This is a genomic window from Streptococcus equinus (assembly GCF_900101445.1).
Lineage (GTDB): Bacteria > Bacillota > Bacilli > Lactobacillales > Streptococcaceae > Streptococcus > Streptococcus equinus_B.
The window spans coordinates 302,730-317,051 of the sequence record NZ_FNKE01000001.1; the positions used below are offsets into that span (position 1 = coordinate 302,730).

Here is a 14,322-nt window from a genome sequence, read left to right on the forward strand (position 1 = left end):
GATTAGGAGGTTTTGGGTGCCAACCGTAACCACCCTAGATTAGGAAAACTATGTCAACTTTTAATCGTATTCACCTTGTTGTGCTTGATTCAGTCGGAATTGGTGCAGCACCAGATGCCAATAACTTTGTCAATGCTGGTGTTCCTGATGGTGCGTCAGACACACTTGGTCACATTTCAAAAACAGTCGGACTTAACGTTCCAAACATGGCTAAAATCGGTCTTGGAAACATTCCGCGTGAAACACCTTTAAAAACTGTTCCAGCTGAAGCTCAACCAACAGGTTATGCAACTAAACTTGAAGAAGTTTCTCTTGGTAAAGACACAATGACTGGTCACTGGGAAATCATGGGTCTTAACATTACAGAACCATTTGATACATTCCTTGATGGCTTCCCTGAAGAAATCTTGACAAAAATCGAAGAATTTTCAGGACGTAAAGTCATTCGTGGAGCTAACAAACCTTACTCAGGTACAGCAGTTATCGATGATTTCGGTCCACGTCAAATGGAAACTGGCGAATTGATTATCTACACATCAGCTGACCCAGTTCTTCAAATCGCAGCCCACGAAGACGTTATCCCAGTAGAAGAACTTTACAAAATCTGTGAATACGCACGTTCAATCACTCAAGAACGTCCAGCTCTTCTTGGTCGTATCATCGCTCGTCCATACGTTGGTGAACCAGGTAACTTTACGCGTACAGCTAACCGTCGTGACTATGCATTGTCACCATTTGGACCAACTGTTCTTAACAAATTAGCTGACGCTGGTGTACCAACTTACGGTGTTGGTAAAATCAATGATATCTTCAATGGTTCAGGTATAACAAATGATATGGGTCACAATAAATCAAACATGCACGGTGTTGATACTCTTCTTAAAACAATGCAGTTGCCTGAATTCACAAAAGGTTTGTCATTTACAAACCTAGTGGACTTCGACGCGATGTATGGTCACCGTCGTAACGCAGCTGGTTACCGTGACTGTCTTGAAGATTTCGACAAACGCATGCCTGAAATCTTGGAAAACATGAAAGAAGATGACCTTCTTTTGATTACGGCTGACCACGGTAATGACCCAACTTACACAGGTACAGACCACACACGTGAATACATCCCATTGTTAGCTTACAGTCCAGCCTTCAAAGGCAATGGTATCTTGCCAGTCGGACACTTCGCTGATATCTCAGCAACAATCGCCGAAAACTTTGGCGTTGAAAAAGCGATGATTGGTCAATCATTCTTAGATAAATTAGTATAAGAGGTAATACATGTCTACAATTATTGAAAAAATTGAAGAAGCACGTCAGTTTTTAGTCTCACAAGCTTGTGATGCTCCAGAATTCGGACTTATCCTAGGTTCAGGTCTTGGTGAACTTGCCGAAGAAATCGAAAATGCAGTTGTCATCCCTTACGAAAAAATCCCAAATTGGGGTAAATCAACAGTAGCAGGTCACGCAGGTCAATTGGTTTATGGTGATCTTGGTGGACACAAAGTCCTTGCTCTTCAAGGCCGTTTCCACTTCTACGAAGGGAACCCAATGGAATTGGTAACTTTCCCAGTGCGCGTGATGAAAGCCCTTGGTTGTAAAGGTCTTATCGTAACAAACGCTGCGGGTGGTATCGGCTTTGGTCCTGGTACTTTGATGGCTATTTCAGACCATATCAACATGACAGGTCAAAACCCATTGATTGGGGCTAACCTTGATGATTTCGGACCTCGTTTCCCAGATATGTCAGATGCTTATACAGCAGACTACCGTGCCATTGCTCACAAAGTTGCTGAAAAAATCGGTATCAAACTTGACGAAGGGGTTTACCTTGGTGTATCAGGTCCTTGTTACGAAACACCTGCTGAAATCCGTGCTTTCCAAACACTTGGTGCTGATGCAGTTGGTATGTCAACAGTTCCTGAAGTTATCGTTGCCGCTCACTCAGGTTTGAAAGTCTTGGGAATTTCTGCTATTACAAACCATGCAGCTGGTTTCCAAAGTTCACTTAACCACGAAGAAGTCGTAGCAGTGACTCAACAAATCAAAGAAGATTTCAAAACACTTGTTAAAGCTGTTTTGGCAGAACTTTAATTTACAATCTTTAGTCTTTGGATAAAAGGAGTGTGCTGTGCGAGTTCATTTTGTTATTCACGAAGCTTTTGAAGCACCTGGAGTTTATTACGATTGGGCGATTAAGCGAGGTCATGAGGTTAGCCTAACAAAGCTTTATCAAGGAGATAAGTTACCAGTTGACAGCTCTAAAATTGATTTACTCATAGTCATGGGGGGACCGCAGAGCCCTCGTACGACAGTAGAAGAATGCCCGCATTTTGATGCTCAAGCTGAAATAGCTTTGATTAAAGATGCTATCGCACATGATAAACGCATCATTGGTGTTTGTCTTGGCGCACAGTTACTGGGTGAAGCTTATGGCGCACCAGTTGAACATAGTCCTGAAAAGGAAATCGGAAATTTTCCGATTTCCTTGACTCAGGCTGGTAAAACTGATAAACGTTTGACATATTTTGGTAAGACGGTGACTGTTGGTCATTGGCACGGTGATATGCCAGGTATGACAGAAGGGGCGCAAATTCTTGCCGCTAGTCAAGCTTGCCCACGACAAATCATCAAGTATAGTGACAAGCATTACGCTTTTCAATGTCATTTGGAATTTTCAAAAGACATGGTTCAGGATTTACTGGCTCAAGAAGTTGATTATGATGAACAAGTTGCCACACACCCTTATATCCAGACAAAACAAGAAATTTTAACTTATGATTATTCTCAGATGAATCATTTGTTAGAACAATTTTTAGATGCTTATACAAAATAATCGATTTCAAAATTTCAGCTATTGTTTACGTTTAGGAGTAGTTTTACTGGCAACTAGTGTGGTGGCTGGTTTAGGTGGTATCTTACTTCATGAATTTTTAGAAATGGTCGAGAAAATTGTGTTGGGATACGGCGAAGAGGAAAAAATGCTAGCTATTTCTCAGAGACAATTTCTAATGATTGTTGTTGCTGGGATTATTTCAGCGTCAATCTGGTATATGTTGCAACGAAAAAATCGTCGCATTATCTCTGTTAAATCTCAGATGAAAGCAGATAATCCATGTTCTGAACGTCCAGCTTTAGGGATTCACTTGATGAATATTTTCTTACAGGTAGCTTCGGTTGGTGCGGGATCTCCGATTGGAAAAGAAGGAGCGCCACGAGAGCTTGGGGCTCTTGGAGCAGGTCGTATTTCTGATTATATGCGTTTGAACTTGCCTGATAGACGCCTTGCAATTGCTTGTGGGGCCTCAGCCGGTCTCTCAGCAGTTTATCAAGTACCAATTGCTAGCATCTTTTTTGCTTTTGAGACTTTAGGTGTTGGGCTCTCATTGATGAATGTTATGGCTGTGTCTCTTACAAGTATTTTTGCTAGCCTTATTGCAGGACTTGTTATATCAGATGCACCACTTTATCATGGTGGTCAAGTTTCACTTAATCTTGCCACTTGTCTGTTAGCCGTCTTGGTGGCAGTACTTGTCACGCCACTTGCAGAAGGTTTTCGACGTCTGACGCAAAAAGCACAAGTTAAAAAAGAGACTCATGAGGCTATCTTGTGGAAGTTGCCCTTGACTTTCTTGCTTTTAGCTAGTTTTGCCCTTTATTTTCCAGAGATTTTGGGGAATGGCGGAGCTTTGGCGCAAGGTGTATTTGATGGTATGACTGTTCAGTATGCTGCTATGATTGTTATCGTCAAGGCGTTTGTGGTCTTGCTGACGCTAAAAAATGGTGCTTATGGTGGTACCTTGACCCCGTCATTTTCAATGGGGGCGGTATTAGGATTCTTGTTTGCAGCGCTTTGTCAGTTAGCTTTTCCAGATATTTCTATGAACTCAGCCATGTTGATTGGGTCAAGTGTTTTTTTGGCCATTACAATGAATGCTCCTTTAACAGCAGTTGGACTAGTTGTCTCATTTACAGGGCAAAATTTACAAGCTTTGCCAGTTTTACTCATTGCGGTAGCGGTAGCTGTTTGTATAAATAATATTTTTAAACGTATTGAAAGGAATTTTTATGTCAATCCATATCGAAGCCAAACAAGGCGAAATCGCAGATAAAATCTTACTTCCAGGAGATCCTCTCCGTGCAAAATTCATCGCAGAAAACTTCTTAGAAGATGCTGTTTGCTTTAACAATGTCCGCGGTATGCTTGGTTTCACAGGGACTTACAAAGGTGAACGTGTCAGCGTTATGGGAACAGGTATGGGAATGCCTTCAATCTCAATCTATGCGACTGAACTTATTCAATCATACGGTGTTAAAAAATTAATCCGTGTCGGAACAGCAGGTTCACTTAATAAAGACGTTCACGTGCGTGAACTTGTCCTTGCGCAAGCAGCCGCAACAACATCAAGCATGATTAAAAACGAATGGCCACAATACGATTTCCCACAAATCGCAGACTTCACATTGCTTGATAAAGCTTACCACATCGCTAAAGACCTTGGTATGACAACACACGTAGGTAGTGTCTTGTCAGTTGATGCCTTTTACTCTGATTTCGCAGAAAACAACATCAAACTTGGTCAACTTGGCGTGAAAGCCGTTGAGATGGAAGCAGCTGCACTTTACTATCTCGCTGCCAAACACGGTGTTCAAGCACTTGGTATCATGACAATCTCTGATAGCTTGGTTGCTGACGAAGACACAACAGCTCAAGAACGTCAAACAACTTTCACAGACATGATGAAAGTCGGTCTTGAGACTCTTATTGCTGATTAATGCAAGAAATATACGAGACGATAGACATCCTTTTGGATGTCTATGCTTATAATCACGCTTGGAAAATAGCAGAGCAGCATGCAGATTTTCCATCGACAAGCCGCTATCTTTTAGAAATGCTAAAAGAGCGTCGTGAATTAAACGTTGATTTCCTTTTTGCTCATCAATCTGAAAACAAGGCTATTTGGCGTCAGTATGATTTTGATTTGATTACGAATCATAGGCAAGAAGAACAATTGGCCAACTATATCATGGACCTAGAAGCGAAAATTAGAAATGGTAATATCATTGATTTTGTCCGCTCAGTTAGTCCTATTCTATACAGACTCTTTTATCGGTTAGCAAAGCGTGAGATTCCTAATCTAGAAGAGTTTATCCATGATGCTAAAAATGATCAGTATGATACTTGGCTTTTTACAGAAATGAAGCAGAGCGACTATTCTATTTTTCACAAGTATTTGGTGATTCGCCGTGATGCAAAGGTGACGTCTCGTGGTTTAGCAGAGCTCTTGCAATACAGTCAGTTGCCAGATCATATTAAAAACTTAATCACAGAGCTTCGTCAATTTGAGAAATCTGTCCGAAACCCTCTTGCTCATCTGATTAAACCATTTGATGAAGAAGAACTTCATCGCACAACGAATTTCTCATCGCAAGCCTTTCTAGATAAAATCATTGATTTAGCTATTTATGCAGGCGTTAGATATGACACAAAGACCTTCTATTTTGACAAAATCAATGAGATAATAAAGCATGAATTAAGACAATGAAGCATAAAAAGTTCTTGGACTCTGTCCAAGAACTTTTTATTTATCAAATTGTACTTCTTCAAGTAAGTAATCGATGAAACGTTCTCCCATTTTTGAGAGATTAGCTTTTTCGTGGCGAATGTAGACAATATCAATCATATCTTCAACGTCAAGTGGAATTGAGACGATGTCATCGCCGTTGAGGTTGCTATTTAAGATACCTGTAGCGATAGTGTAACCGTCAAGACCAATCAAGAGATTAAAAAGCGTCGCGCGGTCACTGACAACGATTGATTTTTTGTGTGGAATTTGTGACAAGATTTCTTCAGAGAAGTAAAAAGAGTTATGAATCCCTTGGTCATAGCTAAGGTATGGAAATTCTTCCAAATCTTCCATAGTCACAAGTGACTTTTCAGCTAGCGGATTGTTTTTGCTGACAAAAATGTGCGGACGTGTCTTAAAAAGACTTGTATAAGTCAAGTGATTGTCGTCAAACATCTTAGTCAAAACGTCGCGGTTATAGCTGTTTAAGAATAGTACTCCGATTTCGGAACGAAAATTTTTGACGTCATCAATGATTTCGTATGTTCGGGTTTCACGAAGGAAAAGCTCGTAACGTGTCATATCTGTCTTTTTCAGAAGGGAAACAAAAGCATTGACCACAAAAGCATAGTGCTGCGCTGAGACGCTAAAAAGCTCACGGTTGGTATTTTTACTCTTATAACGTTCCTCTAAAAGCGCAGTCTGTTCAAGGATTTGACGCGCATAAGATAGAAATTCGACACCATCTTTTGTTAAGGTAATTCCTTTAGGATTTCGGATAAAAATTTCAATCCCCATCTCGCGTTCCAAGTCACGAACAGCATTTGACAAACTTGGTTGCGTGATGAAGAGTTGCTTTGCAGCCTCGTTCATACTGCCTGTTTCCACGATTTTAACGATGTAATGTAATTGTTGTATTCTCATAGCCTTAGTTTAGCTCAAAATCGCAAATCCCGCAAGTAGTGGAAATGTAGTAGATGTGAAAGCGATAAAAAACGAACTTTTCGATTAAAGGTTTAGATAAAAATAGAATGATTTTTTCTAATGATTGCGCTTGCCGTTTTAATAGTGGGAATAATGTTTTGTTTGGAAATATTCTCTAAAAATGGATAAAATTTTAAAAATGTACAAAAAACAGCATCTAAAACCGAATGATTACACAAAGATGACTTTTTTTCAAAAACGTAACCAAAACGTAACAAACCCATAAAAATGGTATTTTTAAAGGAAGTAAAACGTTGTCAAAACTAATATTTATAAAAAGTATACGAATTATCATGTAAAGTTTCAGATTTTTTAGAAATTGCAATAAGTCTTATAAAGTGCTAAAATAAGAACGTTAACAATTAATTAGGAAGCGGAGATTTATTAAAATGCCGACTTACTCACATCATCATGGTAGTCACCATGGTCACCATCACAGTAGTCATCACAAGCATCATAAGAGCTCACGGCGGCGCTCTAGGTTTGCTGATTTGAAGATTGTGAATGCGGCGCTTTTAGTCTTGTATGCTGTACTTGCTGGTCTTGCCACTTATATGATGTATGCTCATCATATCTTGGCCTTTAGACATCTTAACGTTGTTTATACTATTGTATTAGTAGCTATTTTTGCTTTGTGTTTAACATTGAGCATTCTTAAGAAGAGCAGGGTTTTAACAACAGTCCTTTTGGTTGTCTTTTCAATCATTGCTGCAGTATCCCTCTTTGCTTTTAAGTCTTTGGTTGATGTTGCACATAATATGAATGAGACGGCTTCTTACTCAGAAATTGAGATGAGTGTGGTTGTTCCAAGCAATAGCTCAGTTAATGATGTATCTGACCTCACAAGTGTTCAAGCACCGACAGATGCTGATGGTAGCAATATCAATGAACTGTTGTCTCAGATTAAGTCAGAAAAGGGAGTAGACTTAGCGACAGAAAAGGTTGATTCTTATCAAGCTGCTTATGAGAACTTAGTTAATGGCTCAAGCAAGGCAATGGTCTTTAACAGTGCTTATTCAAGCTTGCTTGAAATGTCTTATGAGAACTACCAATCAAATCTTAAGACCATCTATTCTTATAAGATTAAGACAAGTATCAAAGACGAAGCCAAAGCACATGATTCAAATGTCTTTAACATTTACATCAGTGGTATTGATACCTACGGTTCAATTTCAACGGTCTCACGTTCAGATGTCAACCTGATTTTGACGGTTAATATGAACACACATAAGATTTTGATGACAGAGACACCTCGTGACTCTTACGTTAAGATTCCTGATGGCGGTGCTAATCAATATGATAAATTGACCCACGCAGGTATTTATGGTGTTGAAACTTCAGAAAAGACACTTGAAAATCTTTATGGAATTAATATTGATTACTATGCTCGCCTTAACTTTGATTCCTTCTTGAAGTTAATTGATGCGTTAGGTGGTATTACGGTTTACAATAGTCAGGCCTTTACAAGCCTTCATGGTAATTATGAATTTCCAGTTGGAAACGTAACACTTGACTCAGATAAAGCTCTTGGTTTTGTTCGTGAACGTTATAGCCTCGAACATGGTGATTATGACCGCGGTAATAACCAAATGAAAGTCATTCAAGCAATCTTAGATAAGATGACTTCATTGAAATCCGTTTCTAATTATTCAACGATTATTTCAAATGTACAAGATTCAATCCAGACAGATATGAAATTAGATACCATGATGAAGTTAGTCAATAACCAATTAGATTCAGGTAAGAAATTTACCGTTACTTCTCAGGAAGTGACAGGGACAGGTTCGACTGGTCAGTTAATCTCATACGCTATGCCATCATCGAGTCTTTATATGATTCAATTAGATGATGCAAGTGTGGCAAAAGCTTCGCAAGCCATCAAGGATGTCATGGAAGGTAAGTAATAGATGATAGATATTCACTCGCATATTGTTTTTGATGTAGACGATGGACCATCTACTATAGAAGAAAGTTTAGCTCTGATTGGAGAAAGTTATCGCCAAGGGGTAAGAACTATTGTTTCAACCTCTCACAGAAGACCTGACTTGTTTAAAACACCAGAAGAAAAGATTTGGACAAACTTTAAGCAGGTTAAAGAGGCCGCAGAAGTTAAGTTTAAGGATTTAGAAATTCTATATGGTGGAGAACTCTACTATAATAATGCGCTGCTTGAAAAACTGGATGAGCATAAAGTTCCTCGCATGAATGATACGCAGTTTGCTTTAATAGAGTTTAGTATGACAACTTCATGGAAGGAAATCCATACAGGACTCAGTAAAGCTCTTATGCATGGAGTTACTCCAATTATCGCTCACATCGAACGTTACAATGCTCTTGAAAATAACGAGGAGCGCGTGCGAGAATTGATTAATATGGGCTGCTATACTCAGATAAACAGCGCCCATGTCTTAAAACCAAAACTTTTTGGTGATAAATACCGTGTCTTTAAAAAACGTGCACGCTATTTCTTAGATAAGAACTTAGTTCATATCGTTTCTAGTGACATGCATAATCTAAATGCTCGTCCGCCTTATATGGATCAGGCACGCGAAATTATCACGAAAGATTTTGGAGGCAAACGAGCTTATAACCTTTTTGAGGGAAATGCTAAAACCTTATTAGAAAATAAAGATTTATAGGAGTATATATGAACACAAATGATAATGCAAGTATCGAAATTGACGTTCTCTACTTGCTAAGAAAGTTATGGAGTAAAAAATTCTTTATCGTATTTGTTGGTCTTCTTGTTGGGACAATTGCTTTATTAGGTAGTGTTTTCTTCATTAAACCAAAATATACTTCGACAACACGTATCTATGTTGTCAGCCGAAGTAGTGATGCAACTCTTACGAACCAAGACCTTCAAGCTGGTTCTTACTTGGTTAATGATTACAAGGAAGTTATTACGTCAAGTGAAGTTTTGTCATCAGTTATTGATCAAGAAAAACTCTCAATGTCGGCTGGAGCACTTTCTAAAGAAATTACAGTGACTATTCCAACTGATACACGTGTTATTTCAATTTCGGTTACTGATACAGATGCACAAAGAGCTTGTGATATTGCAAATACAGTTCGTCAAGTGGCTGCTGAAAAGATTAAAGCTGTTACAAAAGTTGATGATGTCACAACACTTGAATCAGCAACAAAACCAAGTCACCCATCTTCACCGAATGTTAAGAAAAATGCAGTTATTGGAGTTTTAGCTGGAGCTTTCTTAGCAATTGTTGGAATCTTAGTCGCCGAAGTGCTTGATGATCGTGTACGTCGTCCAGAAGATATCGAAGAAACACTTGGTATGACACTTCTTGGTGTAGTGCCAGATGTAGATAAAATGTAAGGGAGAGGAATTGTAATGCCACAATTAGAATTAGTAAGAGCAAAAGCTCAAATGGTTAAGACACTGGAGGAGTATTACAATACCATCCGTACGAATATCCAGTTCAGTGGACGTAACTTAAAAGTTATTGCTTTAACATCAGCTCAACCAGGTGAAGGAAAATCTACAACGGCAACAAATCTTGCCATTTCATTTGCTAAAGCAGGTTTTCGTACGCTTTTGATTGATGCTGATACGCGTAATTCTGTCATGTCTGGTACTTTTAAATCAAAAGAACGTTATGATGGATTGACAAGCTACCTATCAGGTAATGCGGAATTGTCAGATGTCATTTGTGATACAACGGTTGATAATCTCATGGTGATTCCAGCAGGACAAGTCCCACCAAATCCGACATCACTTATCCAAAACGATAACTATGATAAGATGATTGAAACAGTTCGTGGGCTTTACGATTACGTCATCATCGATACACCACCACTTGGTCGTGTGGTAGATGCGGCTATTATCGCACATAGCTCGGACGCCAGCCTTTTGGTTACAAAACCAGGTGTCGACAAACGCCGTACTATTACCAAACTGAAAGAACAGCTCGAACAAAGTGGTTCAGTCTTTCTTGGGGTTATTTTAAATCGCTTTGACTTTAAAGCAGATAAATATGGCTATGGTTATGGTTATGGTTATGGTTACGGTTATGGTTACGGTTATGGAAAATATGGAAAAGATAAAAAGGAAAAATCAGGTAATAAAAAAGGGAAAAAATAATTACTTGATATTTAATGGAGATTAGGGGAATGTATAGCGAAGATTCGAAAAAGAAATTATTCTATCTTCTCTCTGACATTGTAGCGCTATTAGTAGCATATGGGATTCTAGCAAATGTTTATTCATATTCTTTTTTCGGAAGTGGTTTCTTTGCAGTTATCTTTGCGGTTCTTCTAGCTTTGATCAGTGTCCTGAGTGATGAGTATTCAAATGTATTAAGTAGAGGATATTTACAAGAATTTAAAGCGTCATTAAAGTATGCTACAAGGACAGTTGTTTTACTATCTTTTGTACTGATACTTGGCAAGTTTCGATTTATCAATGATATCTCAATCATGTCTTATTATTTCTTAGTGGTTCTTTTTCTACTAGTGGCAGGATTGACTTTTATTGGTCGTGTATTTGTCAAAAGGTGTCTTAAACCTAAGAAATCAGATAGTAAGAAGATCCTTTTGGTGACTGACTTTAATGACGAAGAAAAACTTGAAGCAGTTCTTAAGCAAAATAATTACCAAGTCCTTGCGTACATTAGTCGTGAAAAAAGACACGATTTGAAATATCCTGTGATTTGGCAGGTTGATGAGATTCGTGATTTTGTTGCTAACCACCAGGTCGATGAGATATTTATCAATTCGATGTATCAGAATGACTTTAAGGAGATTGGTCGTTGTATTCGATTGCTCGGTATTCCAACAACCATCAAGGCAGGTAATTTATCTGACTACTATGTGACTGATAGTGTTGTAAAAAAACTTAATGACTTGACCTTTGTCACAACAGCAGTCAATATTGTTAAATGCCGTCAGCTGGTTCTAAAACGCTTGATTGATATTGTTTTTGCTATTGCGGGAATAATATTAACAGGAATTGTTGCCCTTATTATTACTCCGATTGTCAAAAAACAATCACCTGGGCCTTTGATGTTCAAGCAAAAGCGTGTCGGTAAAAATGGTAAAGTCTTTGAGATTTACAAGTTCCGAAGCATGTATACTGATGCTGAAGAACGCAAAAAAGAATTGCTAGCGCAAAATGATTTGGATACGAATTTGATGTTTAAGATGGAAGATGACCCTCGAATCTTTCCGTTTGGACACAAACTTCGCGATTGGTCTATTGATGAGTTGCCACAATTCATCAATGTCCTAAAAGGAGACATGTCAGTGGTCGGTACACGACCACCAACGCTTGATGAGTACCACCATTATGAATTACATCATTTCAAACGACTAACGACAAAACCTGGTATTACTGGTCTCTGGCAAGTCAGTGGACGCAGTGATATCACTGATTTTGAAGAAGTCGTCGCTCTTGATATGAAGTACATTCAAAATTGGAGTATCAGCGAAGATATTAAAATCATTGCGAAGACATTTAAAGTAGTATTGATGAAAGAGGGTAGCAGATAAAGTCTGCAACTCTCTTTTTTATTTAGTTTAGGAGAAGAAAGTGAAAAACGTTTATATCATTGGTTCAAAAGGAATTCCCGCAAAATATGGAGGGTTTGAAACCTTTGTTGAAAAATTAACTGAAAATCAAAAAAATAAAGATATTAAGTATTATGTAGCATGTATGCGAGAAAACTCTGCTAAATCAAATATTACTGCTGATGTTTTTGAACATAATGGTGCTACTTGCTTCAATATTGATGTTCCGAATATTGGCCCAGCAAGAGCAATCGCATATGACATTGAAGCTTTAAATAAAGCAATTAAAATTTCTAAAGAAAATAATGATAAAAATCCTATTTTCTATGTATTAGCTTGTCGTATTGGTCCATTCATCAGTAAATTTAGGAAACAAATCCATGCAATGGGTGGTCAGCTTTTTGTGAATCCTGATGGTCACGAATGGAAACGTCAAAAGTGGAGTGCGCCTGTTCGTCGTTATTGGAAAATTTCAGAAGCTTTAATGGTTAAAAATGCAGATCTTCTAGTTTGCGATAGTAAAAACATTGAAAAGTATATTCAAGAGGATTATAAGAAATACTCTCCTAAAACAACATATATCGCCTATGGAACTGATCTTCATAAGTCAACCTTAACATCAAAAGATAGAGTTGTTCGTGAATGGTTTAGTGAGAAAAAAGTATTTGAAAATGAATACTACCTAGTTGTTGGGCGCTTTGTTCCAGAAAATAACTATGAAGCAATGATTCGAGAATTCATGAAATCAAATTCTAAGAAAGATTTTGTATTAATTACTAATGTTGAACAAAATGCTTTTTATGAAAAATTAAAAAAAGAAACTGGTTTTGATAAAGATTCTCGAGTTAAGTTTGTAGGAACTGTCTATAATCAAGATCTTTTAAAATATATCCGTGAAAATGCATTTGCTTACTTCCATGGACATGAAGTTGGTGGTACTAATCCATCATTATTGGAAGCTTTATCTTCTACAAAATTAAATCTTTTGCTTAATGTTGGATTTAATAAAGAAGTTGGTGAAAATGGTGCAATTTATTGGGATAAAGTTAATCTTCATGATGTTATTGAAAAATCAGAAACTTTATCTCAGGAACAAATTGATGAATTAGATAGATTGTCAACAAAACAAGTTAAAGAGCGTTTTAGCTGGGACTTTATTGTTGATGAGTATGAAGGATTATTCAAGGGAGTATAGAATTGGTTTCAGTTGGTGTTATTGGTTCAGGAACTTGGGGACTTGCATTAGCTCGGGTACTTTCATTAAATGGAAATGATGTAACTGTTTGGTCAGCCATTCCATCTGAAATCGATGAGTTGAATGAAACACATAGAAATAGTCGATTGCCAGATATGAATATTCCAGATAATATTATTTTTACAAAATCAATTGAAGATGCATGTAAAAATAAAGATATTATTCTATTCGCTGTGCCATCTGTGTTTGTTCGTGAAACAGCAAGTAAAGTTCGAGAGTTTTTACCAGAAAATCAAATTATAGTTGATGTTGCAAAGGGGATAGAGAAAAAGACTCATCTCATGCTGTCAGAAGTAATTTCAACAGAAATAAAAAGGGACGGAAATCACGAGAACGTTAAAGTCGTTGCCTTATCTGGTCCTACGCATGCTGAGGAAGTTGCGGTTGACTTACCAACTACAATTGTATCGGCTTGTGAGGATGAAGATATTGCAAAGTTTGTACAGAATATCTTCATGAATGATAATCTTCGTGTTTATACTAATAACGATGTTAAAGGTGTGGAATTATGCGGTGCACTTAAGAATATAGTTGCATTAGCTGCAGGAATTTCAAACGGACTTGGCTATGGTGACAATGCTAAGGCAGCATTAATTACACGAGGGATGTCTGAAATTAAACGTTTAGGCTTAGCGATGGGATGTTTGGAAAGCACTTTTGATGGACTTGCTGGTGTTGGTGATTTAATTGTTACAGCAACTAGTGAACATAGCCGTAATAACAAAGCTGGAAAGCTCATTGGTCAAGGATACTCAGTTCAAGAAGCGCTAGATAAAGTTCAAATGGTTGTAGAGGGAGTCAATGCTCTCCCAGCAGCTCTTGAACTATCAGAGATTTATCAGATTGAACTTCCGATTATTTTTGCGGTTAACGATGTTATCAATAAAGGACACAATCCAGCTCAAGTAGTAAAAAAATTGATGAATCGAGATAAAAAATCTGAGTGTGAAAAGTCAATTTTAGATACTACTTTTGAAAATACAATACTAAAAAATAAAA

The 14,322-nt window shown here is 37.8% G+C and carries 13 protein-coding genes and 1 pseudogene; 13 read left to right on the forward strand and 1 reads right to left on the reverse strand.

Annotation, left to right across the window (positions count from 1 at the left end; all coding sequences use genetic code 11):
- The first annotated feature begins 50 nt into the window (after positions 1-50).
- From BLR83_RS01475 to BLR83_RS01500, 6 genes are read left to right on the forward strand one after another with little or no spacing between them, the layout of a single operon-like run.
- Positions 51-1,262, forward strand: a complete 1,212-nt coding sequence (locus BLR83_RS01475) for a phosphopentomutase (RefSeq protein WP_074559818.1) — start codon at positions 51-53, stop codon at positions 1,260-1,262.
- Positions 1,263-1,272: 10 nt separating this feature from the next.
- Positions 1,273-2,085, forward strand: coding sequence for a purine-nucleoside phosphorylase (locus BLR83_RS01480; RefSeq protein WP_074482086.1), 813 nt, complete (start codon positions 1,273-1,275; stop codon positions 2,083-2,085).
- 37 nt (positions 2,086-2,122) lie between these two features.
- Entirely contained in the window at positions 2,123-2,827 is a 705-nt protein-coding gene (locus tag BLR83_RS01485; protein WP_074559820.1) for a glutamine amidotransferase-related protein, read from the forward strand.
- Positions 2,811-4,103: a chloride channel protein gene (locus BLR83_RS01490; protein WP_074559822.1), complete on the forward strand. Its 1,293-nt coding sequence runs from the start codon at positions 2,811-2,813 to the stop codon at positions 4,101-4,103. Before BLR83_RS01485 ends, BLR83_RS01490 begins: the two co-directional genes overlap by 17 nt.
- Positions 4,060-4,767 carry a purine-nucleoside phosphorylase gene (gene deoD, locus BLR83_RS01495; RefSeq protein ID WP_014334572.1) on the forward strand — a complete coding sequence of 236 codons (708 nt, stop codon included), beginning with the start codon at positions 4,060-4,062 and terminating at the stop codon, positions 4,765-4,767. Before BLR83_RS01490 ends, deoD begins: the two co-directional genes overlap by 44 nt.
- Positions 4,767-5,537: a LytR family transcriptional regulator gene (locus tag BLR83_RS01500; RefSeq protein ID WP_074559824.1), complete on the forward strand. Its 771-nt coding sequence runs from the start codon at positions 4,767-4,769 to the stop codon at positions 5,535-5,537. The genes deoD and BLR83_RS01500 overlap by 1 nt, the downstream gene beginning before the upstream one ends.
- A gap of 36 nt (positions 5,538-5,573) precedes the next feature.
- Here the strand turns inward: BLR83_RS01500 and BLR83_RS01505 are convergent, their stop codons facing one another.
- Positions 5,574-6,482: a LysR family transcriptional regulator gene (locus tag BLR83_RS01505; protein ID WP_039697075.1), complete on the reverse strand. Its 909-nt coding sequence runs from the start codon at positions 6,480-6,482 to the stop codon at positions 5,574-5,576.
- A gap of 449 nt (positions 6,483-6,931) precedes the next feature.
- Between BLR83_RS01505 and BLR83_RS01510 the strand changes: the two genes are divergently transcribed.
- From BLR83_RS01510 to BLR83_RS01540, 7 genes and pseudogenes are all read left to right on the forward strand, one after another.
- Positions 6,932-8,446: an LCP family glycopolymer transferase CpsA gene (locus tag BLR83_RS01510; protein ID WP_074559826.1), complete on the forward strand. Its 1,515-nt coding sequence runs from the start codon at positions 6,932-6,934 to the stop codon at positions 8,444-8,446.
- 3 nt (positions 8,447-8,449) lie between these two features.
- Positions 8,450-9,181, forward strand: a complete 732-nt coding sequence (gene cps4B / locus BLR83_RS01515; protein WP_074559827.1) for a capsular polysaccharide biosynthesis protein Cps4B — start codon at positions 8,450-8,452, stop codon at positions 9,179-9,181.
- 8 nt (positions 9,182-9,189) lie between these two features.
- Positions 9,190-9,879, forward strand: a complete 690-nt coding sequence (locus tag BLR83_RS01520; RefSeq protein WP_074559829.1) for a Wzz/FepE/Etk N-terminal domain-containing protein — start codon at positions 9,190-9,192, stop codon at positions 9,877-9,879.
- 15 nt (positions 9,880-9,894) lie between these two features.
- Positions 9,895-10,644, forward strand: a complete 750-nt coding sequence (locus BLR83_RS01525) for a tyrosine-protein kinase (protein WP_074559831.1) — start codon at positions 9,895-9,897, stop codon at positions 10,642-10,644.
- 29 nt (positions 10,645-10,673) lie between these two features.
- Positions 10,674-12,050, forward strand: coding sequence for a sugar transferase (locus BLR83_RS01530; RefSeq protein ID WP_074559833.1), 1,377 nt, complete (start codon positions 10,674-10,676; stop codon positions 12,048-12,050).
- Between the two features lie 40 nt (positions 12,051-12,090).
- Entirely contained in the window at positions 12,091-13,263 is a 1,173-nt protein-coding gene (gene cps2T, locus BLR83_RS01535) for a beta 1-4 rhamnosyltransferase Cps2T (RefSeq protein WP_074559835.1), read from the forward strand.
- A 2-nt stretch (positions 13,264-13,265) separates the two neighbouring features.
- Positions 13,266-14,276: pseudogene (locus BLR83_RS01540) on the forward strand (NAD(P)H-dependent glycerol-3-phosphate dehydrogenase); the annotation flags it as partial.
- Positions 14,277-14,322 lie beyond the last annotated feature (46 nt).